A 21256-nucleotide genomic window follows, 5' to 3' on the forward strand; every position below is an offset into this window, starting at 1 on the left:
TGTTATACAAGATAGAAATATATAGCAATTACTATCCTGTCAGTTTATACTATAACTGAGAATTGAAAATATCCTATGGATAGATCATTTCTATCCTATAGGATTGGAATAAATATACTTTATATATAGAGGTGATACTCTTATGATTACATTTAAAGAAACTCCTCAATTTCTATCACCTTCCGAATCGTTTAAACTCCGAAAAAATATTCAAGAGGTCGAAGATGATCTGCGGTTTTTCTTTGCTTGGAAACCATCTAAATCTAACGCTAAGACTCTGCCAAATTGGCTTGATAAAAAACTAAAAAAATTTCCGTATCTGCAGAAACATACAAAAAATTTCCTATCTTTTCTGCACACACAAACCTCAACTTTTAACGGAACACAACAATCCTTATACGACATTTTGATCAGCTGTGTCATCACAGACTGGATCATGGCTGCGCTTCAAAAATATGAAAAGCAGTACCGTATAAAAGAATTTCGCACTGTCCTGCACCCACAAACTACTGAAAAGGATCCCCCGAATAACTATATTCTGGAATCCAAAGCCTATTTTGATTGGCTGTTCCCCAACCTATCCGACAGCATCAAAATGTCAAATCTCCGACGCAAACCGCTGCACAGCTATTATAACGACACAGACGACAATTCGTTCCTGCCGCGAACGCTGGACATGGAATTTCTCCAAGCAATAACCGTTCTGTATAACAACTATCTGCGTAAAGGCGATCTGCGCTATATGTTATCACCTGCCTGTTTCCTGCCTCTGATGAAACAGCACCCCTATTTCGTCTATTCACTTGAAAAATATTTTGGTTATTACCAGACACATTGCAAGCGAAATGATTTCTCTCTTTCTACATGTGACGAACTTATTCGTTCTCTATATGATGATTATGATTATTCTCCACATATTTACAATTACTTGCAAGCCTTCTATAGGTCTGTCTGCGTTTCATATACGGATCTTCTATCTTACTATGAGGATTTCTCCATTGTATGTAAAAAAAAATCAGCTACGCTATGATGACTTTGATTTATACGATAATCTTCAGACTGCTCATCAAGACTTCTCTACTTCTTATGAAAATCTTCTGGCCTATTATAACGATTTTCCGGTCGTATGCGAGGATTTGCCAACCTCTTATGACGATATCACAGATTTATATGAAGCCCTTCAAACAGAAACTTCATACGATCTCAAAGATGCAACCCGTGATTACTATTATTCGCTTTTCCAACTTGTTCAGCTGCTGCGAGAATGGCTCCGACTATTTTCCAATCGGTATTACAGTTTCGCATTTCAAGATGAAGGCAACAGCAATTCACTTCTCCGCTTTCAAAACGCCGATGATGCTGTCGCAATCGATCCATTGATATACAACTGCTTTACTACAAAAGAGCGACTTAAGCATTACCGCTTTGCCGTTAATCTTCTCAAAAAGCGTGGTCATTCACTCTCTCCCGACTTGGACAAGCAACTCTATTATTCTTTTTTCTGTACAAGCTATGATGAGGATCGATACAAGATTCTTTGCAGCTTAAAAAAGCAACTACATAAAAACGATATTCCTACCAATATCAGCAAACTATTTTACCTTTGCTTTTCCACTCTTGAATTCGTAGAAAATCCTCAATTCTCCGCATTACGCCAATTCCGTGAACTGGTTTGTTCCCCAGAGATCACGCGACGATTGGCCTATACTTTAAATGAAGCCAGCTTAAAAAAAGTATCCTCGGATTCCAATAAAGATACCGATACCAATCTGCATGTTTATTTGCAAAAACTGCAGACCGCATTGGAATCTGCAAAACGCAGCCATCAGTATGATGATATCTTCTGTACGCTAAGTGCATTGTTCTCGGATTCGAAATCATTTAAAATACCGCCAATTCCATCAAAACTGATGGATAACAAAACATTGAACAAAGAAATCAGCAAATACCGCAAACAGGCACAGGCAGCCAGAAAAGAGCTTCCCTCCTCTGTTGCCTCTTTTGTTGCAGCACTAAATGATTTTACCGCTGACGCACTCGAGCTGTCTCTGGAGCACAAGAAACAACGTCACTCGTATGGATATACCCACCCCTTCTGGTTTCAATGTGAGCCACATGCCCTCGATATGCTTGAAGGGGATCCTCCATCTGTTCCGATACTGTTTGAACCGAATGACTATGTGACCGGACCCTGTACCAAGATGTTTTTTACCCGTCTTCATCGTATCATTTGGCCAAAGGCATCTTCTGATCCAAACACATCTTACTCCACCGCGGACTATTTCATCGGTGCTTTTGTAACAGCGCATCTTCTGGAACAGCAGATGGTCTCTGCTCCATCACCTGCACTTGATGAAGTTTACTTTCCGGGGGATTCTTTTCTGGACGAAGATGAAGAATCTGAAGTTACAAATCTCTGGCTATGGGCACAGAACTTTTTGAAAACCGCGCAATCTTATCCCCAGTATGTGGATAACTATGAAGGACATGCAGCACAAGTACCTCACAAACTGCCGCTGAAGATGTCCGGTACCGATTTTCCATTACTGACCCATACAATCCAATGGTTCTATCCAGAAGATACTCTAACTAACCTGATGTACGATATATTGCTTTCCACAGAAGACAAACTGCTTGATTCATGTTGGTTCTTGTTGCCGTCTGATCAGCTTATCTCACGCGCTGAAGACTATCTTTCAAAAGGTGCTGATTACTGGAACTCCATTCGCCAGAATCAAGATCCTTTTGCGAATGATTAAACATTCCCATTTCCTATTTTTCACTGTGACCGTCTGCCTTGTGCAGACGGTCGTTTTTTTCATAACATAAATTTACCTGCTGTGAGCACACATCTTCTTTTCTCCCTGCTCATATCATTACACATTACATTTCCCGAACAATATTTCTATTTAAAATCGTATTATATCTATTTTTACTTTTTTTCAAAACTAGCTGTTATATTTCCCCTGCTGTGAGCACGTTAACTCGATTGGAGTTCTTTCATTATGTATAATAAAATCACAAACAGCGAAAAACGTTTTTCAAATCATCAACCCCACAAAAAGGAGCAAAATCATGAACAAAGAAGAGCTTATCCGTACCCTTGCCGCGCATGCGGCTGACGCTGTCGTCCTGCTTGAAAAAATCTGGCCCGACGACGCATTTCCCGCCAAGCTCTGCGATCGTGTCGATGCGAGCGATTACTTCATCACGAACCGCGGTGCGGTGATCGCCAGCGACATGCGCGTGCCCTTTCTCGCCGAGCAGGTCGGCGCGGTCGGCATTTCGTCCGATGATGTGCACGTACGTTGGAAAATTATCACAGTATACTGGCCGTACCTCCGTCTATCGTACGCCGTCCGCACGACCGCATGGGACAAGAAACCGCGCTTTCCGGGTCTTGATCTCAGCGACCGAGAGGTTGACCTTGTATACGAGATGTGCGACACCTTATCCCGCAATCGTGCGTACATTGAGAAAGATTTTTCGACGGAAAAGACGCTTTTTGCCGACATTCTCAGCAACACGTACGCTGCCAAGTCGCTCGGTGCTTTCGACGAATCCCGATTCATCGAACTGCTGCAGAATGACCCGCTTGTCCTGCCGGTTCTCGAGGCCGTACTGCTCGCAAGCGTATGGAGCGAATCGACACTGGAAAGCGTCCCGAATTTCCTTATGGTTTTCGCACTGCCGAACGCGCAGGCCCTTTCGGTTCGCGAAAACCTCGAGGAACACTTCCATACGGTTGACCTGCTCCGCTCTCCATCTGCACCGTTCGAGCGCCCACTTACGCTGCGCCTCGAAAACAGCCAGCCGCCGGTGTACAGCCCCGCTGCAAGCGGGCGTCTTGTCCTGCTCGAGCCGATCGGAGACGCACCGCGCAAGCTGCTGATTGACACGATCGAACAGCATTCGCGCATTCGGCTGCTTACCAGCAACGCCGAGGCACGCCCGTTTGCCGCGTTCCCCATCGTCATCTCCACGCGTACCTTTCCGGCGGCGTATGCGTACACCGTCACTGTGCCCCAACAGGCACACTCTCTACGCGAGTCCGACGCAGACTGCCTTCGCCTGGCGGCTGCCAAGCTACTGTGCTGCATTTCTGGAGCAGCAGGCACGCTCAACGAGGCCATTGATGATCTTGCCGGCAATCCACACGCCTACCGGCTGAATCTTCCGGAGCGCTGGATTACCATTGCACGGCAGTTTATCCGCCACGCTCTGCTGACCAATGAAAACAGCCGTGCTGCATTCGACCGCATCTCCGGCGAGGCTGAGCGCGTCGCAAAAGAGGCACAGCTTTCCCGCGCAGAAACAATCGATAAGGGTGTTGCCTTCCTGCTCGAGCCGGAGCGTTACAAGGACGCGATCCATCCGCGGCCGCAGTCACTCGAGGAACTTGCTGAGACAACGGCGTTCGAATACACGTATCAGAACAAGCCGCTGCTAGTCTATCATCCCGACCGCTTCGCTGGTCTGCTGCAGCGTGCCGGAGTCGGTCCCGAGCTTGTCGAAGATGTTGTACAGGCATTGAAGGACCGTTCGCTCTGCACGTCTGAAAAGATAAAAATCAACACTGAGGGGGCTGGCAGGCGCTATCTTGCAATTCCAACGAAAAAGTTCATAAATTCCAGCATTCCATCCATTCCGGCGGGCAACGAGGAGGACAATAATGTATAATAAGGATATATATCCTGCACTGCAGACATTCAGTATCGAACATCTGCGCGATGAACAGGAACGTGCACTGACGCCGATTCTTGCCGGACGTGATGTCCTCGTTCGGCTGCGCACCGGCGGCGGAAAGTCGCTGCTGTATCATCTGCCCGCACTGCTCGATGAGCCGGGTTCGCTCACGCTTGTTTTCTCTCCGCTTCGCGCGCTGCAGCGCGATCAAGTACAGGCACTCGAGCGCAGAGGCGTGCACGCCGCCCTGCTGAACTCCGACCTCAGCACGTCCATGCACGCTGATATTCTGCGAGACTTTGCCGCAAACGGCGGCCTTCTCTACCTTGCGCCGGAGCAGCTCCGCCGTGAGGATGTGCGCACCGCACTTGTCGCCGCGCATGTGCGCCGCGTGGTCGTTGACGAGGCGCATATTTTGCCGCAGGTCGAGCACGCCTTTCGCAAGGATTACCGCCGTATCGGGCCGTTCATCGAGTCGCTGCCCAAGCACCCGCAGGTGCTGGCGTTCACCGCGACCGCCACGGTGTCTGACCTCAACTACATCGCCGAGCGGCTGTGTATGCGCGACCCTAAGCGTCTGCTGTTTCCGGTTCGTCGGAAGAATGTCAAAATTTATGTCAAGAAAATTACCATCCGCGATAAGACCGGAAAGACCCGCAAACTGCAGAACGCGCGGCTCATCATGCTGGACAATGTACTGCGTAAGTACCGCAAGCACGGTGCCACGATCATCTACTGCCCACGCGTCAAGGATGCCAAGCGCACCACCAAATGGCTGCGTTCTCGTGACTATCCAGTGAAGGCTTATTACGGCAAAATGAAACGCTGCAAACGCGCCCACGTGCAGGACTACTTTCTGACGAAAAAGCGCCCGATCATCGTAGCTACGAACGCCTTCGGTCTGGGCATTGACCGTCCTGACGTGCGTCTGGTCGTGCACGCCGGACTGCCCATCGGCATTGACGCGTACACGCAGGAAATCGGCCGCGCCGGACGCGACGGAAAGAAAGCTCGCGCCGTACTGCTCTACGCGCCGTCGGACGAGTATGTGGTGAAAAACCTTATCCACAGCAGCCGCGACCCCGAAACCGTTTCCCGCGGCAAAAAGCGTCTGAAGGCGCTAAAAAAGGTTCTGCGCGAGCCGAACAAGGTGTGGAAGGGTATCACGAAGTACTTTCGATAAGCGTATCAACCACGCCTGTCATTGATATAATATTTATATGTATGAATGATTAAACCGCCCGCATCACGGCAATCCTAACTACCAGAAGGAGGAATTTCCATGACCAACAATTTCCTGTGTGCGCAGATCTACCAGATTCTCGCACTCAACGACGAAATGCTGAGGAGCGGCTGCATCACCCGCGACGAGCACGATTTTGTCCGCCATGTGCAGACGGACAAGCTGACCCGGCTGCACAGCACGCCGTAAGGAGGCCGCCCAATGGACGTCCGCAGACTGGACGAAATGCAGGCACAGGGCCGCAGTATTTTCGATACCGAGCTTGCTGTGGCGTACTACGCCCGCGTTTCGACCGACAAAGACGAGCAGATCAACAGTCTCGGCAACCAGAAACGCTATTTTGAGGACTATATCGCCGCAAATCCGCACTGGACATTCGCCGGAGGCTATGTGGATGAGGGTATCAGCGGCACGTCTGTCGAGGGACGCGAGCAGTTCCTCAAAATGGTGGAGGATGCCAAGCGCGGCCGCTTTGACCTCATCGTCACCAAGGAAATCAGCCGTTTCGCCAGAAATACACTCGACAGTCTGCGCTACACGCGTGAGCTGCTGCGCTGCGGCGTGGGCGTGTACTTTCAGAACGACAACATCAACACCTTTGACAAGGATGCCGAACTGCGGCTCACCATCATGTCCTCCATCGCGCAGGACGAGGTGCGCAAGCTGTCCGAGCGCACGCGCTTCGGCTTTAAGCGTGCGCAGGAGAACAGCGTGCTGCTTGGACAGAACAATCTGTTCGGGTACAACAAGGTTGACGGGCGATTGGAGATTGTCGAGCCGGAAGCCGCCGTCGTCCGTGAGGTGTTCGAGCGCTATGCCGCCGGGGACCTCGGTCTTCGCGCCATTGCCAACAACCTGGACAGCCGCGGTATACGCGGACGGCAGGGCAAGCCGCTTACCTACTCCACGCTGTACGGCATGATCCGCAACCCGAAATACAAGGGCTGCTATGCCGGTCGGCGGTACGCCTCGCGCGACTACCGCGACAAACGCAGCTACCGCCTGAGTGCAGACAAATGGCTCGTGCATAAGGACGACCGTGTGCCTGCCATCGTGCCCGAAGCACTGTGGGAGCAGGCTAACCGTCTGCTTGCCTCACGCGGCAAGACCATGAAGGCGCACGCGCAGGCATCTCAGAATCGCTACGCCTACAGCGGCAAGCTGATCTGTGCCAGGCACGGCACAACTTTCCACAGGCATGTGTATAAAAGCAAAAGCCGCGGCGAAATGGAGTGCTGGAACTGCAGGCTGTACCGTGAAAAGGGCAAAACCGGCGGCTGCAATTCCCCGACGGTTTACAGCCACGAGCTGGACCGCATTTTGGAGCGCGTGTTCGAGCAGGTGACGGACGAGCGCTCAGCCGCCGTGCAGGAGTACATCGACAATCTCCGCGCCTTTGCCGCCCGGCAGGACAACGCACCTGCGCTTGCTCAAGTCGAGCGGGAAATCGAAACCGTCACCAAACGCAAGGACAAGCTGCTCGATCTGGTGCTTGCGGGTGCGCTCTCCAACGACGAATTCAAACAGCGCAACGAGGCCTGCAACGAGCAGCTTGCCGCCCTCGAGCAGCAGCGAACAGAACTACAGAACGCAGACAAGACACTGGAAGAACGTATCCGGCGGGTGGAAAACCTGCGCCGCACCATCGAGGAACGGTGGCAGATGAGCTGCGGGTTCTCGCGTGAGATGTCCAAGGCGCTCGTTGACCATATCGTCGTGGACTCGGACGAGAGCAAAACCCGTATCTCGCTCGATATTTTCCTCACCACCGGTGCAGAGCCGATCGTATCTGAGACGCAAACCTCTAACGCGCAGCTGCAAATGCGCTTTCAGCGGGCGCGATCCGGTTATCAGGGTGAGTACACGGTGACGTATCTCGTGCGCTGGCATTTGGAATAAAAAGCAGTGATACCTTTCCAATTTGGAAGCATATCACTGCTTTTATCCTTTTTTACAATTCCAGCGGAGCCAGTGTTGTCGTATCAATCGAGCGAATCGCCGACCGCAGCGGCAGCACCGCCGACGGCGAAACCGAAAGCTCGTCGATACCCATCGACAGGAAGGTTTCGGTCAACTCCGCGTCCGCGCCGAGTTCGCCGCAAATGCCGATCCAGATTCCGGCCTTGTGCGCGTTCTCGGCTGCCATGCGGATCATGCGGAGCACCGCCGGATGATGGGCATCAAAAAACCGGTCGAGACCCACACCCTGTCGGTCAACCGCCAGCGTGTACTGCGTCAGATCGTTCGTACCGACCGAGAAAAAGTCTACCTCATGTGCCAGCTCTGCGCTCATCATGACGGCGGCCGGTGTCTCGATCATAATGCCGAGTTCCACCTTGTCCGCCATCGGCACACCTTCCTCCGCGAGTTCCGCACGAATGTTGCGACAGATGCGCTTGATCTCCTGTACCTCCCAGACCGAGGTGATCATCGGGAACATGATAGCGATTTTGCCGTACGCCGATGCGCGGTACAGCGCCCGCAGCTGTGTGCGGAACACCTCCGGACGGGTCAGACAGATGCGGATGGCGCGCAGACCCATCGCCGGGTTTTCCTCTTTGTCGAGGTGGAAATAGTCCGCCTGCTTGTCCGCGCCGATGTCCAGCGTTCGAATGATAACGCGCCTGCCGCCCATGCGCTCCGCGACCGTCTTATAAGCCTTGAACTGCTCGTCCTCGGTCGGATAGTCGCTGCCCTGCAGGTACAGAAATTCCGAGCGGAACAGGCCGATGCCTCCGCCGTCATTCTGCAGAACCGCATCAATATCTGCCGGAGAGCCGATATTGCAGTAAACCATCACATTTCGGCCGTCTTTGGTCACGTTGGGCTTGCCCTTGAGTTGATTGAGCAGCTCTTTCAGCGCCTTCTCCTTGGCCTGCTTTTTGAGCAGACGCTCGCGCTCGGCATCATCCGGCTCGATAACCGCCTCGCCGGTCTGGCCGTCAATGATGGCGTACTTGCCCTCCATTTCCGGCTGCAGCGCATCTCCTGCACTGATAATGGCCGGAATGCCCATCGTGCGGGCCAGAATCGCCGTGTGTGAGTTCGCCGAGCCGCCTGCCGTGATGAATCCCAGAATAAGAGCCTTATCCAGCTGCACGGTCTCGCTCGGCGCAAGATCATCTGCCGCCACGATACACGGCACATCGGACACGATGCCGCTTTCGCCTTCGCCGGTCAGAATGCCGATCACCCGCGCGGAAATATCGCGGATATCCGCCGCACGCGCCTGCATGTAGCTGTCGTCCATCGCAGCAAACATTTCCGCGAACTGTGCACCGGTGTCGCTGACGGCGGCCTCGGCGTTTACACGGTCGTTCTCAATCATACCCTCGATGCTCTCCACGAAATCCAGATCGTCCAGCATCATCTGGTGCGCCTCGAACAGCATTGCCGCGTCCTCACCGGCCTCAGCAAGTGCCTTGTCATACAGCTTTGCGAGCTGCTCCTTCGCCGTCTCCCGCGCTGCACGGAATCGCTCCAGCTCTGCCGCAGTGTCGCTCACCTCATGGCGCGGAATGACGCCGCTTGCTCTGCGGTAAAAGCTGATCGGGCCTGCCGCTACGCCTTTGGATACACCTTTGCCGAAAATCTGCTCCATCTCGCTCACTCCTTACAGGTTCGCCTTGAAAAATGCCTCGATCTGCGCTGCCGCTTCCGCTTCGTCCTCGCCTTCCACTTCCACACGAACGGTATTGCCGTGCTTGATGCCCATGCCCATGATGGCGATCAGGCGGCGTGCATCCGCTTTTTTATCGCCGAAATGCAGGAAAACCTTGCTCTTGAACTTCGCGGCCTCCTTCGCCAGCATGCCTGCCGGACGTGCATGAATGCCAATGGAATCCGTAATGGTGTACTCAAATGCTGTCATGATGAAAACTCCTTTTTTCTTCATTCAAATGGTGGATTGCGGCGAGAAATGCCGCTGCAGCCTGCGGTTCGTGTCCATAAAAGTCCACTGCACCCGGTCGGTGCGGCGGCTTGTCCTCACTGAGAAATCCGCTGCCGCCGGTGACGACCAAACCGTGTCTGCGTGCCAGTGTGTGATACCGCGCGGTATCTGCTCGGCTGTGACTGCCGTATGCTGCAATGCCGTCGAATGCCGCCACCGGAAAGGTGTCGTCCATCTCATTCGGCGGCACGAGCACGGCCAGTCCGCCTGCTTCGTGAATCGTGTGAATCGCCTGCTCGGCTGCAAACGACTGCACCGAATCGTTCCGCGTCCGCTCGATCTCGAACAGCGCCGGACAGGTGATGTCAATGCCGATGCCGAGCGTGAGAAAATCCTGTTCCCGCCAGCGGCAGTCGAGTTCAATGCCAGGCACAATGCGCACACCGAGCTGTGCGCCGCGCCAGATACATTCCGGCACACCGCTGACCGCCCGCCGGTCGGTCAAAGCCGCCAGCGTCAGCCGTTCCTCACAGCAGCGTTCGGCCAGTGCACGCGGTGAAAGCTCACCGCCTGCAGTCAGGCTGCTGTGGATTTGCAGATCGGTTTGTGCCATGGAAAGACCTCCGCCAAGGTTCAGGATACGGGAAGGATTTCGGAAGGACAGGCTGCGTCCTCCGGGATAAACCAGCGCTGATGCACGCGTACCGCGCCGAGAATCGCATGATTTTCGCAAAGCTGCCGCAGTTCGGCGGCGGAAATGTGCCATAAAACCGCAGCTTCCGGAATGGTCATAAACGGCATGTCTCTTCCTCCTCTTGTGTTATTTGAATAGGTGATAGACCGCCTGTGCCACGCCATCGTGGTCGCAGTCTGCAGTGATGTATTTTGCCAGATCCTTGAGCGCTGCATCCGCGTTGCCCATCGCCACCGGCATCCCGACTGCGCGGAGCATTTCCGCGTCATTGTCGCTGTCACCGATGGCGACCATTTCAGCGGGCGTCACGCCGAACATCTCGCCTAAGCGAGTGAGTGCGCGTCCCTTATCCGCACCGGCCGGCAGAATCTCAAAGTTGTCCGAGCCTGAGCTTGTAATCGTTAGACCCGGCAGCGGCCGAATCTCCGCAAGCGCCTGCTCGAGCACCTCGCGTTCGCCGAGTGCGTACACCTTGGTGACGTTCAGATGGTTTTTCCGAATCTCACCGGCGATGTCCTCCACGACAATTTTATTCGCATGAAAGCCCTCTACGCGGTAATTTGCGACAAAATCGCGGTTAGAATATTCATTGATATAGATTTTGCTGCCAACATAGATCATCACGCGCACCGGCCGGCTCTGCACCGCCTCGACCACCTTTGCACCGATTTCGCACGGCATGTCCCAGCTTTGCAGAATGCGCTCATCCGATGCAGTGGCAATCGCCGTGCCGCCCGCCGTGACCATCAAATCCTCGCAGGGCAGCTCACGGGCGAACTCCGCCGCTTCGCCGACAATGCGTCCGGTCGAGAGCACAACGTGTACGCCGCGTTCCTTGACCCACCGGAGCGCCTGTTTGACCTCGGGCGTTACCTCCTTGCGGGAGTTCAGCAGTGTGCCGTCCAGATCGAGCGCGAGCAAACGGTATTTCATGCCTGTACCTCCCCCGATATGGCGATAAATGGCGCACGCCACGCCGTCCTCGTCGCACGAAGCGGTCACTTCGTCGGCGGCTGCCCGTGCAATCGGAGAAGCGTTGCCCACTGCAATGCCCAGTCCGGCGGCGCGGAGCAGCGGCGCGTCAATGTCGTGATCACCGAGCGCCATCACCTCATTGGGCGAGATGTGCAGCGAATCGCACAGCACATGCATGGCCGTGTCCTTGCCCGCGCCTGCCGGTATGACCTCCAGATATTCGTCCTTGGAGCGCACAAGCGTCATCGGCAGGTGCTTTGCCTCCAGTACCGGAAGCATTTCGTCAATCTGCGATTTCTCGCCCATGCAGAGCAGTTTGTGCGCGCCTGCGTCGCCCCAGTCTGCAAACAGCGTCTCCAGCGGCGCGACGGTCGGCTGTACGCCGGTTATCTGCGCCTCGGCGCGGCTCCACTCGTCCTTGGCGGAAATGAGCCAGTCGAGATCGCGGTAAACGCTCAAGTGGATACCTCTCGCCTGTGTTTCCTGCAGGACAGCCTGCGCACATGCGCGGGTCAGGCGGCTGTCCGCCAGCCGGTTTTCGCCCGAGAGAATAAGTCCTCCGCCGCAGCACACCAGCGGTCCATCCACGCCGAGCGCATCCCGAATCGGGAACACCGCCCGCGGCGGTCGTGCGCTCATCAGGCAGATGGTCACGCCGTTCTTCGCCGCAAACTGCACAGCCTCGCGGTTGGCGAGCGGCAGCTTGTGCGCCGAATTCAGAAGCGTGCCGTCAATATCCATGCACAGCAACCGATATTGTTGTTGATTCATTGCATTTCTTCCTTTATGCCTGCTCTGCCGCCGACAAAATGTTGGCGACATTGCGGTTTCCGTTGCGGATGCCCAGTCCGATCACAGCCGCGCAGACCGCGCACACCAGCGCGATAATTACGCCGCATACGCCGCCCGCAAAGCGCAATCCGCTGCCCGCGATGCCCCACCATGCCAGCACCGCCGCGCAGGAGGAGAGCAGTATAGCGATTCGCTTCCAGAGGGAAAGCTGCCGAAGGGCCTGCTGCTGCTGTTTGGCCTCGTGCAGTAATGCGGTCTTGTTCATTGAGAAAACTCCTTTCCTGTACGGCGGCCGCTGAACGATTTCGTTCAGCGGCCAGAGGGGTGAAAGTGTGATATAGTCTGAGTGAAACGATTTTAGTATGCAAGCTGCGGATCAAAGAATCCAACCAGCACGCCGACCAGCGCAATGCCGACCAGCACGAGCATAACGGTCGTCGGTGCCATTTTCTTCTTACTCATCAGCCAATAACAGAGCATAACGGTAGCCAGCGGCAGCATCTTGGGGAATATGGTATCCAGCACATCCTTCTGGAGCGATATATCACCGGGCAGGACGAGCGGCGTCGTGATCGAGATCCAGCTTGCAGCAACCGCGCCGATAACGACCGTGCCGAGCATGATGATGCTCTCGCGGATGGCGTTCGCCTTTTCACCGACGATCATCTCAACGGCCTTGCCGCCGAGCTCATAGCCCTTGAAATACAGCAGGCGCATGCCGAGCGTCAGAATGACATTGTACGCGATGATGTAGAAGATCGCGCCGAGCGGCGAGCCGCCAGAGGATAAGCCGAGCGCAACGCCCAGCAGAATCGGAATCAGCGTGCCGACCAGCAGGCTGTCACCGATACCGGCCACCGGTCCCATCAGACCGGCGCGAATGCCGTTGATCATCTCGCCGTCGATGTCCTCGCCGTTGGCCTTGGCTTCTTCCAGACCGGCGGTCATGCCGACGATGACGGTGCCCAGCTGCGGCTCGGTGTTGAAGAATGCGGAATAAGTCTTGAGGGCTTCGGTCTGCTCCTCCTTGGTGTCGTACAGCTCCTCTACCAGCGGCAGCATGGCGCACAGGTAGCCGAACGTCTGCATATGCTCCTGCGAAAAGCAGGTCAGATGGCCGTAAAACCAGTTGCGGAACGATTTGTTCAGCGCTTTCTTGGAAAGTTTCTTTTCTGCCATGATCAAATCTCCTCCTCATCGTCGTCAAATTCCGCTGCGGCAGCAGATGCAGCTGCGGGAGCGGCTTTCTGCAAAGCAAGGATCTTAATGCGGTAGTTGATGACCGCAAAGAAACCGCCGACGATAGATGCCGCGATCAGGTTAAGGCCCATGCACGCGGCCAGCGTGAAGCCGAATACGAATACCAGAATATCAACCGGCTTGGTCGCAACCTGCTTGAGCAGGATGGCGATACCGACTGCCGGAAGCAGCGAGCCGACGGTGAACAGTGTTTTCATTGCAACGCCGTCCATTGGCAGGTAGGCCTTCATCAGATCTACCATACTGGTGCCGACCTTGGTGATGATAAACGTCGGAATAAACGAGCACAGGATGTGGGAAATCCACGGGAGACCCATATCGACCACATACAGCTTGCGCAGATCGCCCTTTTCCAGAGCGCGCCAGCCCATATGCTGCCAAACGAGGTTTACGGTAGCTGTTCCGTAGAACAGCACGGTGCCGATGGTGCCGACAGCCGAACCGAGCGTTACCGCCATTGCCTGTCCCTCAGCGGATGCGGGATTGAGACCCATGGAATGCACGGCAACCATGGAAAGCGGAATGCCGATGTAAGAGATCGCGCGAACGTCAGCGGAAACCGTGCCGCCCGGCGTTACCAGTGCGATGTATACGACCTGAATGGCCGCGCCGAGATAAATGCCCGTCTGTACATTGCCCATGATGAGGCCGACGATCAGACCCGCTACCAACGGACGGCCCAGTGTGTAGTTACCGAACACCGTACCGCCCAGACCGGGCATGGATGCCAGACATGCGAGCAATCCGAACAATGCAGCCTGCCAAACTTGAACTTGCATAAGTTCTCCCTCTTTTCTTTTTTATTTTGTGAAATAGAATTTAGTAGCCGAACTGACCGCGGAACTTCTTCCAGTTGCCGATGGCGGCCTCCTTGATGAGCGCGAACTCTACTTCGTAGCCCTTCTGCATAATGGCCTCGAGTGCGTCCGCCTCCGGCTGGGTGATCGCCTGATTGTTGCCCAGCTTAGTCGCGCCCGGGCGGTCGTTGCACGGTCCGATGATAACCGTCTTTACCTCACCGGGATCAAAGCCGTCGTCCACGAGGATGCTCTTCATCGTGATCGGGTCCTTGGTGATGAGGAAGTAGCGATCCTTGCTGGCGAGCACCTTGCCGCACTTGGCGCGCCACTCGTCGAGCGTCCACACGAAAGTTTTCTTGTCGCTTGCGTTCTTGTACGCCGCCTTGAGCACCGGCGTGGTAGCCGCCTTGTCGTTTACGGCAATGAGGCCGTCGCAGGGATACTCGAGCGCCCAGCGCGTGCAGGTCTGGCCGTGGATCATACGGTCGTCAACACGAATAAAAGAGATTGACATAACTTTTTCCTCCTTATACTACTCTATTGTGGTTAAATATCGTCGTCTTCATCGCCGCCGAGATCAAACCGCTTGATCTGGTCCTTGGCCTCGCCGGTCAGTTCCTGTTCCAGCTCATCGAGCGGTGTCTCCGCATCCGCGAAGGCGGCCGTCAGCACGAGCGGCAGGTTCATGCCGCCGATGGCAAGCGTTTTGCCCAGCAGACCCTTTTCGGTGAGCACATCGAGTGCAGTTGTCAGCGGCGAACCGCCGATGATGTCCGCCGTGAGGATGATCTCGTCCTCTGTGGTAATGTCCTTAACCAGCTCTGCGAAGTTGACACGGAAGGTGTCCACATCCATGCCGTCGAGCAGGCTGGTCGAGCGGATGTCCTCGCGGTCGCTGCCTGCCATCATGCCGAGCGCGTTGTGCAGACCCGGTGCAAAGGTGCCGTGACTGACCAAAATCAGATATCTCATTTTCCGTTCCCTCTTTCCTGTTTGTTGAGCATAGTATACCGGATTTGAGGAAGCGTGAAATCTGTATTTTGTCATGACCCTCGTGTGATAATCGTCCTGTTTTTCTATGACAAATGTCATGCTGATTATCAAAATATGCAAATAAAATGCGCTCTGTCTGTGCGTGTTGCACAAACAGAGCGCGTATCGCGTTCGATATCGTCAGTTTTTCTGTAAATATTCCTGCACTTCGTGCTGTACTCTTTGCAGCTGGAGTGACAAATTATGCTCATCCTCCATCGCGGTCTGTACCAGTCCTTCGGTCAACAGCAGCGCCTGATCGTAATTGCGGAACCGCGGCGCCGCCACCGCCTGCTCCATGACATCCGACAGCATTTCCACGCCGGACCGGCTTTCGCCTGGTGTGTCCTGCCGGAGAATTTGGCGGGTTTTTTCCGAGTCAGTCACGCTCCGCAACGCGGACACACTGTGCGAATCCGTAAACAGCATGGACTGATTGTCCGCATTAGCGGTCAGCTCGCGCAGAAACTGCCACGCGAGCGTCGTATGTGCCGAGCGGCTGCTGATACCGGCCAGCACGGTGCTCAGCTCCGAGCTGTTGCCGCCTGCCGGACCGTGCGGCATGGGAATGCAGTCCCACAAGAAATCCGAGTACCGCTTGATGCGCCACGGATACGGCTGATACGTCCGGTAATCCGAGAACAGGAACGGCCGGAACGCCACCCTGCCCTCGTCAAAGTCCCGCGCAGAAGGCGCGGTCTCTGCGGTGAGCTTGTCCAGCCGCTGTGCAAACGCCACCGCCTGCACGGCTCTTGGCAGAGAGATCAGACAGCTGCTGCCGCCCTCAGTGAACAGCGATGTGCCGTTCGCGATCAGCGCATCCTGCCAGGTATATCCATAGCAGCCAAACTGATCGATTTCGCCGTCACTATCCGTGTCGTGCGTGACCTTGGCGCAGATGTTGTAAAAATCCTCCCACGTCCAGTCACCGGACGGCACAGCAATGCCTTCGCTTTCGAGCAGCGTCTTGTTGACACACATCAGCGTCGGTACGCACTCATACGGCAGCGCGTACTGCACGCCATTCTCCGCGCCGCTCTGCAGCGCCGCCGGATAGAAATCCGTGTCGGACACCGCCTCGTCCTGCGCAAGATAGCCGTCCAGCGGCGCGAGTGCACCGAGTTCGCACAGCTCACCGAAATCCTCCGGCAGCACGAGGAACACATCCGGCTCACTGCCGAGCAGGTACTGGTCGATAAGCCACTCCGAGTAATCCCGTTTGAGGATGCCGCTTGTGTAGGTGACGTGCACATTCGGGTGCTCCCGCTCGAACCGCTCGATCGCCGCGTCGATGACGGCGTAGCAGTTGCCGTTTGGCGCATCCCAGTAGCTGCCCGCCATAAAGCCGAGTCGCAGTTCGACTGGACGTGTGCGGCTGTAAACGACCATCGTCAGGCACACCGCTGTCAGCACGATGATCGCTGTCAGACGCTTCGCCAGCCCCTTCATTGCGGACCTCCAAACGGACGGCCTGCTACGCCGGTCTGCACCGCCCAGATGGCAAGCTGCGTGCGGTCGCGCAGATCCAGCTTGCTGAGAATGCTGCTCAGATAGTTGCGCACCGTGCCTTCGGACAGGCAGAGCGCGGCCGCGATTTCCTTGTTAGACAGTCCGGCACCGACCTCACGGATGATGCGCCATTCGTTATCCTGCAAATCCTCGGTCTGCTTTTCGTCCACACCGATGGTGAGGTTGCCCTTGGCCATCCGCGCGAACATCTGCAAGGCTTTGCTTGCCACATCCGGCGCGATAATGGAGCCGCCGCGCACGACCTCGCGCACCGCATTGGTCAAATCCGCAACAGACACACCCTTGAGCAGATATCCGGACGCGCCGAACCGCAGAGCGTTGAACACATACTCGTCATCGTCGAACGTCGTCAGCACGATGACCTTGATATTCGGGTATGCCGACTTGATAAGGCGCGTGCACTCCACGCCGTCCACCTCGGGCATGCGGATGTCCATCAGCACAACATCCGGCCTTTCGCTGCGCACCAGTTCGATGGCCTCGCGGCCGTTCTTCGCCATGCCGACAATGGTAATATCGCTCTGTGCGTTCAAAACAAAGCCTAAACTCTCCCGAATCAGCTCCTGATCGTCTGCCAGCAGCACTTTAATCATATACATCACCCCATCTTAACGGAATTTCCGCGTGCAGCTCAAATCCGTTTTCACTCTTCACCTTTAACGTGCCATTTAACAGCTTAAGCCGCTCGCGCATGTGCCGCAGACCAAATCCTGGCTCAATTTTCGTGCAGCCGCAGCCGTTGTCCGTTACCGTTATGCCAAGCCGACGCTCCTCCGCTGCAATGCGCACACGCACCGCGGTTGCGTGTCCGTGCCGGATAGCATTCGTGATGCTCTCCTGCACGATGCGGTACACCGCGTCCTCCTCGTCCGGCGACAGCCGCAGATCCTCAGCCTGCAGATCGAGCATAATCTCCGCCTGCGAAGTCGCCTGCATTTCGGTGCACAGCTTCGCTATCGCATCTGTTAATTGCATGCGTTCAAGTGCATCCGGCCGCAGTGCCCGCACCGAACGGCGCACCTCATTCATGCCCTCACGAGCGGTAGCCGCAATGCGTTCCATCTGCTTTTTCGCCATCTCGGGCGAGATTTCCAGCATTTGCAGACATGCGTCTGCACCGGCGGTAATGCCAGTCAGTGCGTGGCCGAGCGTGTCGTGAATCTCGCGGGCAAGGCGGTTGCGCTCGCGCGTTTCGGCCATGCGTTCACTCTCGGCGGCGTAAGCCTTGAGCTGCTCGTTCATAACCGAAAGCCGATCGTTCGCCTGTTCCAGTTCGCCGTTCAGGCGGCGTATCGCCGAGTTTTCCTCGGTCCGCTGCCCAATGAGCACCACCATGTACACCACGAACAGGATAAGGTGCAGTGCACCCAGCAAATCCACCGTGCTCTGCAAAAGCTGCCGCGTGTGCATGTCAAAATACAGCAGATATCCCGAAAACGGAACCGTGTGCAGCGCTCCCTGCAAGGCACCCAAACCGGTCAGCAGGAACAGCGCCGTCATGACGCCGAGAAACCGGCGACGCGTTCTGCCGTGCAGGCCGTCGATCAAATCCACAACCACATACAGCAGCAGGCCGTTGTAGTCCAGATGCAGCGCAAAAATCACGCACAGCGCGAATAACGGCTCGGTCCAGCCGACGAAATGATAGCTGCGTCTGCGCAGTACACCAACCACAATGAGCGCCGCCATGCTGAGAATCGCTACGGTCAGCGTCCACGGCTTGGCCGGCAGCGCGCTTAAATTCTGCGTGAACGCCACACCGTCCGACTGCCGCGCCGCCAGCACCGGCGTCATGCCGAACACCCATGCGAGGAATACGCACACGGTGATATTCAGCAGCAGCATAATCCGGCGGAAAAACTGCAAACTCTGTGCCATACCGTCCCCCCTACTGCCAGCCGTCCATGTCGTAGCTGTTTACGTTGTCCCTGGTCACCAGTGCTACCGGAACCGTAATTTCCTTTTCGTAGTCCTCGCCGTTTAAGATGGCGTAGACCGTCTGCGCGGTAATCTGCCCCAGCCGAATGGGGGACTGGGCCGCTGTCGCCGTCATAGCGCCCTCGCTGATCATGCTTTTCGCTTCGGGAGCACCATCCACGCCGTAAACCGCCGTATCCTGCAGCATGCCATGCTCCTGCAGAGCCGCCATCGCGCCAAGTGCGCTCGGGTCGTTAAGTGACATCACGGCGTCCGGCACAATGCCCTGTTCAAGCAGCTTGTCCATCTCCGGCATGGCGACTTCAAGCTGACCGGCGCTGTCCGCGCGACCGATGATTTGATAGTTGACGTCGGATGCCAGCGTATCGCAAAAGCCCTGGATACGGTCTCGGCCGGACTTGGTAGATGCGTGCTCAAGCAGCACGACCTTCGCGGAATCGCGCGTGTTCATCAGGTGCTCCGCGCAGAGCACACCCGCACCGTAGTTGTCGGACGCGATCGTGCACGCTACCAAATCCGGGTTGCCGACCTGCGAGTCGATAACTACGACCGGTACGCCCGCCTTCTGTGCCTCCCGCAGTGCCGGCTCGATCTCACGATAGTCCACTGGATTGAGCACCAGCAGGTCGATATTTTCGTGCAGCAGATCGCGTATCTCCTCGTTCTGCCGCTCCTGATCGAGCGCCGGATCACGCGTCAGCAGAATATCGCCGCGGCTTTCGATCACCAACCGCAGTTCCTCGTCAATGACGCTGTAAAACGGGTTGTTCATCGTCATGTACGTCGTGCCAATGCGGAGCGGCTCGTCCGCCTGCGATAGGGCCTGATGCGTCACGGCGGCAAGTCCGGCCGCCAGCAGCAGCGCCGCTGCCGCAAGGATTGGTCTTGTGCGCAACGGTATCCCGCCTTTCCCCTTAGTAGTTGATACCATTATAGCATAAATTTTTCCGGTGAAAAAGACGGATGTGATGGGTTTCTTGCGGCTTTGCTTCTCTATTGGTCAATCACTTGATTTTCCCTGTCCATCTTGACAAATCCGCACTTTTACCGTACGATAAGCGCAGAAATCATCCTGCAGATCACATCCTTTCGTTTGATAAGATACACATCTCACAGGCGCAGGTATCCCGATTGGAGAAGGGCGCACTGGAGCATATCCGCAAGCAAATTTAACAAATTGAGGATAGAGAATGAAAGAAACTGCCCGAAGGGCGGTTATTGAATAAACGCCCTTTCGCGTTACCGAAATTCTCAATTTTCAATTCTCCATTCTCAATGAAAGAAAAAACAGCAAGTCCGACTGAACTTGCTGTTTTTCTTTACGCTGCCTGACTTTCGCCGGAGGCATAATCAATTTCCACGCCTGGCTGGACGTTATAGCAGTACACGTTAAAGCAAATGCCTTCGCCGTCGTCCTCGACTGACCACGCCTCCATCTGCACGCCCGAGGCAACAAGATTGCTGCCCTCAAACACCGGCGTGACCCGATAGAGCACATGGTTGCCGGTTTCCTTCACATAGTCAGCGACCATATTCTCAAACGGCAGCATACCCTCGATATTGAGGTATCGCGTGCCGGTGATCAGATTCTGCTTGTTGGCATTCTCGGCGGTAAGCTGCCAGCCGATCAGGTGACAGCGGTTATACAGGTATTTGCCGTCCACACAGTCATACTTGACGGTATGCCATCCGGTTGGCTTGACCTGACCGATCGAACCGCGTTTTTCTCCATCTGCGGGCATCAGATCCTGTCCGACATTGGCGTATGCCGTGCCGCACCGTCCGAGATAATCCAAATCCGAATATTCCTCAAACGATCCGGTCTCCTGTTTGTCTGCGTCGGTGAAGAATGGCTGATTGCCATCGATCTCGACATAAGCAGAATCCGAGTAGGCGGGCAGATCGTCCATCGAAACCATACTGCTCGACGGCATGGGCAGTGCACAGCCGGAAAGCAGCAGGCTGAGCACGAATACAATCGGCGCAAACGCGCGGGTCAATTTTCGCATTTAACAAATACTTCCTCTGTTATTTTCTCATGCGAGGAACCGGCAAATTCGGTCTCGCTTTGCTTCGTCCATCCGGTTTCCGGCAAGGTGAAATACCGGTCGGCGGGATAGACACGATTCCAGTGATATACTATCACCTGCTGCACCCTGTTTAAGTATGGTGCAGGATCGTGCACCTCAGCGAAGCAGTAATCGTCCTCTGCCGCCCGCTCGAGGCAATCCTCAGCGATGCAAAGCCGTACTGCCGTATCCGCTCCGAACAGCTTTGCGGTGTACGGACTTATCCACAGCCTGTGCATACCGCAGTGCCTAAGAATGTGCTCATTCAGCACACGGTCGCGGCTCTGGCGGCGATGGTTAAAGGCCAGGCCGCCTTTATCATCCACACATAAGATCAGCTTCATA

Annotated in this window: 21 protein-coding genes and 1 pseudogene; 6 read left to right on the forward strand and 16 right to left on the reverse strand. The window is 55.2% G+C overall.

The features are described 5' to 3' along the window. Positions 1 to 142 precede the first annotated feature (142 nt). The 6 genes from PGY33_RS01495 (at position 143) to PGY33_RS01520 (ending at position 7828) form a co-directional block, all read left to right on the forward strand. On the forward strand, positions 143 to 1030 hold the full coding sequence (locus PGY33_RS01495; protein WP_118478968.1) for a hypothetical protein: 888 nt from the start codon (positions 143 to 145) through the stop codon (positions 1028 to 1030). Then, a complete protein-coding gene (locus PGY33_RS01500) occupies positions 999 to 2759 on the forward strand; it encodes a hypothetical protein (RefSeq protein WP_118478966.1) in 1761 nt (586 codons plus the stop codon). Before PGY33_RS01495 ends, PGY33_RS01500 begins: the two co-directional genes overlap by 32 nt. Before the next feature lie 316 nt (positions 2760 to 3075). After that, positions 3076 to 4680: a hypothetical protein gene (locus tag PGY33_RS01505; RefSeq protein WP_118753422.1), complete on the forward strand. Its 1605-nt coding sequence runs from the start codon at positions 3076 to 3078 to the stop codon at positions 4678 to 4680. Next, complete coding sequence (locus tag PGY33_RS01510; protein WP_118478962.1) at positions 4673 to 5869, forward strand: RecQ family ATP-dependent DNA helicase; 1197 nt, start codon at positions 4673 to 4675, stop codon at positions 5867 to 5869. Before PGY33_RS01505 ends, PGY33_RS01510 begins: the two co-directional genes overlap by 8 nt. Positions 5870 to 5968: 99 nt before the next feature. Next, entirely contained in the window at positions 5969 to 6118 is a 150-nt protein-coding gene (locus tag PGY33_RS01515) for a hypothetical protein (RefSeq protein WP_158575075.1), read from the forward strand. Between the two features lie 12 nt (positions 6119 to 6130). Next, positions 6131 to 7828, forward strand: a complete 1698-nt coding sequence (locus PGY33_RS01520; RefSeq protein ID WP_118478960.1) for a recombinase family protein — start codon at positions 6131 to 6133, stop codon at positions 7826 to 7828. A gap of 52 nt (positions 7829 to 7880) precedes the next feature. Here PGY33_RS01520 and ptsP read toward each other — a convergent pair whose 3' ends face one another. The 16 genes and pseudogenes from ptsP to PGY33_RS01600 all read right to left on the reverse strand — a co-directional run bounded on the left by ptsP (position 7881) and on the right by PGY33_RS01600 (position 21255). After that, positions 7881 to 9530: a phosphoenolpyruvate--protein phosphotransferase gene (gene ptsP, locus PGY33_RS01525; RefSeq protein ID WP_270477029.1), complete on the reverse strand. Its 1650-nt coding sequence runs from the start codon at positions 9528 to 9530 to the stop codon at positions 7881 to 7883. A 12-nt stretch (positions 9531 to 9542) separates the two neighbouring features. Then, the gene (locus PGY33_RS01530; protein WP_117489539.1) at positions 9543 to 9800 is read right to left on the reverse strand and encodes an HPr family phosphocarrier protein; all 258 of its coding nucleotides are present in this window, start codon (positions 9798 to 9800) and stop codon (positions 9543 to 9545) included. After that, a complete protein-coding gene (locus tag PGY33_RS01535) occupies positions 9787 to 10434 on the reverse strand; it encodes a PHP domain-containing protein (protein WP_270477031.1) in 648 nt (215 codons plus the stop codon). The genes PGY33_RS01530 and PGY33_RS01535 overlap by 14 nt, the downstream gene beginning before the upstream one ends. A gap of 20 nt (positions 10435 to 10454) precedes the next feature. After that, on the reverse strand, positions 10455 to 10622 hold the full coding sequence (locus tag PGY33_RS01540) for a helix-turn-helix domain-containing protein (RefSeq protein WP_118284932.1): 168 nt from the start codon (positions 10620 to 10622) through the stop codon (positions 10455 to 10457). Positions 10623 to 10641: 19 nt separating this feature from the next. Continuing rightward, positions 10642 to 12261 (reverse strand): Cof-type HAD-IIB family hydrolase, encoded by a 1620-nt coding sequence (locus tag PGY33_RS01545; RefSeq protein WP_158575074.1) that lies wholly within the window; start codon positions 12259 to 12261, stop codon positions 10642 to 10644. A 13-nt stretch (positions 12262 to 12274) separates the two neighbouring features. Beyond that, positions 12275 to 12547, reverse strand: a complete 273-nt coding sequence (locus PGY33_RS01550; RefSeq protein ID WP_118478952.1) for a hypothetical protein — start codon at positions 12545 to 12547, stop codon at positions 12275 to 12277. 92 nt (positions 12548 to 12639) lie between these two features. Beyond that, positions 12640 to 13461 carry a PTS system mannose/fructose/sorbose family transporter subunit IID gene (locus PGY33_RS01555; protein ID WP_117489529.1) on the reverse strand — a complete coding sequence of 274 codons (822 nt, stop codon included), beginning with the start codon at positions 13459 to 13461 and terminating at the stop codon, positions 12640 to 12642. Positions 13462 to 13463: 2 nt separating this feature from the next. After that, positions 13464 to 14321 (reverse strand): PTS mannose/fructose/sorbose/N-acetylgalactosamine transporter subunit IIC, encoded by an 858-nt coding sequence (locus PGY33_RS01560; protein WP_118478950.1) that lies wholly within the window; start codon positions 14319 to 14321, stop codon positions 13464 to 13466. A 40-nt stretch (positions 14322 to 14361) separates the two neighbouring features. Then, positions 14362 to 14856: a PTS system mannose/fructose/N-acetylgalactosamine-transporter subunit IIB gene (locus tag PGY33_RS01565; RefSeq protein WP_117489526.1), complete on the reverse strand. Its 495-nt coding sequence runs from the start codon at positions 14854 to 14856 to the stop codon at positions 14362 to 14364. Positions 14857 to 14888: 32 nt separating this feature from the next. Then, positions 14889 to 15314: a PTS sugar transporter subunit IIA gene (locus PGY33_RS01570; protein WP_270477036.1), complete on the reverse strand. Its 426-nt coding sequence runs from the start codon at positions 15312 to 15314 to the stop codon at positions 14889 to 14891. A gap of 201 nt (positions 15315 to 15515) precedes the next feature. Next, a complete protein-coding gene (locus PGY33_RS01575; protein ID WP_118478946.1) occupies positions 15516 to 16823 on the reverse strand; it encodes an extracellular solute-binding protein in 1308 nt (435 codons plus the stop codon). Next, complete coding sequence (locus tag PGY33_RS01580) at positions 16820 to 17497, reverse strand: response regulator transcription factor (RefSeq protein WP_118478944.1); 678 nt, start codon at positions 17495 to 17497, stop codon at positions 16820 to 16822. Before PGY33_RS01580 ends, PGY33_RS01575 begins: the two co-directional genes overlap by 4 nt. Beyond that, positions 17490 to 18782 (reverse strand): sensor histidine kinase, encoded by a 1293-nt coding sequence (locus PGY33_RS01585; RefSeq protein WP_243022880.1) that lies wholly within the window; start codon positions 18780 to 18782, stop codon positions 17490 to 17492. Before PGY33_RS01585 ends, PGY33_RS01580 begins: the two co-directional genes overlap by 8 nt. 10 nt (positions 18783 to 18792) lie before the next feature. Further along, positions 18793 to 19737 carry a sugar ABC transporter substrate-binding protein gene (locus PGY33_RS01590; RefSeq protein ID WP_243022879.1) on the reverse strand — a complete coding sequence of 315 codons (945 nt, stop codon included), beginning with the start codon at positions 19735 to 19737 and terminating at the stop codon, positions 18793 to 18795. Positions 19738 to 20173: 436 nt separating this feature from the next. Continuing rightward, positions 20174 to 20851: pseudogene (locus PGY33_RS01595) on the reverse strand (DNA/RNA non-specific endonuclease); the annotation flags it as partial. Continuing rightward, a complete protein-coding gene (locus PGY33_RS01600; protein ID WP_118478938.1) occupies positions 20839 to 21255 on the reverse strand; it encodes a hypothetical protein in 417 nt (138 codons plus the stop codon). The pseudogene PGY33_RS01595 and the gene PGY33_RS01600, both read right to left, overlap by 13 nt. Between the last annotated feature and the right edge of the window lies 1 nt (position 21256).

The organism is Butyricicoccus sp. AF18-9LB, assembly GCF_027684505.1.
Classification (GTDB): domain Bacteria; phylum Bacillota; class Clostridia; order Oscillospirales; family Butyricicoccaceae; genus Agathobaculum; species Agathobaculum butyriciproducens.

Coding starts and splice junctions, on each gene's coding strand:
- PGY33_RS01505 (WP_118753422.1), top strand. CDS start 3,076: ATGAACAAAGAAGAGCTTATCCGTACCCTTGCCGCGCATGCGGCTGAC.
- PGY33_RS01510 (WP_118478962.1), top strand. CDS start 4,673: ATGTATAATAAGGATATATATCCTGCACTGCAGACATTCAGTATCGAA.
- PGY33_RS01580 (WP_118478944.1), bottom strand. CDS start 17,497: ATGATTAAAGTGCTGCTGGCAGACGATCAGGAGCTGATTCGGGAGAGT.
- PGY33_RS01520 (WP_118478960.1), top strand. CDS start 6,131: ATGGACGTCCGCAGACTGGACGAAATGCAGGCACAGGGCCGCAGTATT.
- PGY33_RS01600 (WP_118478938.1), bottom strand. CDS start 21,255: ATGAAGCTGATCTTATGTGTGGATGATAAAGGCGGCCTGGCCTTTAAC.
- PGY33_RS01570 (WP_270477036.1), bottom strand. CDS start 15,314: ATGAGATATCTGATTTTGGTCAGTCACGGCACCTTTGCACCGGGTCTG.
- PGY33_RS01540 (WP_118284932.1), bottom strand. CDS start 10,622: ATGCCGTTTATGACCATTCCGGAAGCTGCGGTTTTATGGCACATTTCC.
- PGY33_RS01535 (WP_270477031.1), bottom strand. CDS start 10,434: ATGGCACAAACCGATCTGCAAATCCACAGCAGCCTGACTGCAGGCGGT.
- PGY33_RS01515 (WP_158575075.1), top strand. CDS start 5,969: ATGACCAACAATTTCCTGTGTGCGCAGATCTACCAGATTCTCGCACTC.
- PGY33_RS01575 (WP_118478946.1), bottom strand. CDS start 16,823: ATGAAGGGGCTGGCGAAGCGTCTGACAGCGATCATCGTGCTGACAGCG.
- PGY33_RS01555 (WP_117489529.1), bottom strand. CDS start 13,461: ATGGCAGAAAAGAAACTTTCCAAGAAAGCGCTGAACAAATCGTTCCGC.
- PGY33_RS01550 (WP_118478952.1), bottom strand. CDS start 12,547: ATGAACAAGACCGCATTACTGCACGAGGCCAAACAGCAGCAGCAGGCC.
- PGY33_RS01545 (WP_158575074.1), bottom strand. CDS start 12,261: ATGAATCAACAACAATATCGGTTGCTGTGCATGGATATTGACGGCACG.
- PGY33_RS01585 (WP_243022880.1), bottom strand. CDS start 18,782: ATGGCACAGAGTTTGCAGTTTTTCCGCCGGATTATGCTGCTGCTGAAT.
- PGY33_RS01495 (WP_118478968.1), top strand. CDS start 143: ATGATTACATTTAAAGAAACTCCTCAATTTCTATCACCTTCCGAATCG.
- ptsP (WP_270477029.1), bottom strand. CDS start 9,530: ATGGAGCAGATTTTCGGCAAAGGTGTATCCAAAGGCGTAGCGGCAGGC.
- PGY33_RS01560 (WP_118478950.1), bottom strand. CDS start 14,321: ATGCAAGTTCAAGTTTGGCAGGCTGCATTGTTCGGATTGCTCGCATGT.
- PGY33_RS01565 (WP_117489526.1), bottom strand. CDS start 14,856: ATGTCAATCTCTTTTATTCGTGTTGACGACCGTATGATCCACGGCCAG.
- PGY33_RS01530 (WP_117489539.1), bottom strand. CDS start 9,800: ATGACAGCATTTGAGTACACCATTACGGATTCCATTGGCATTCATGCA.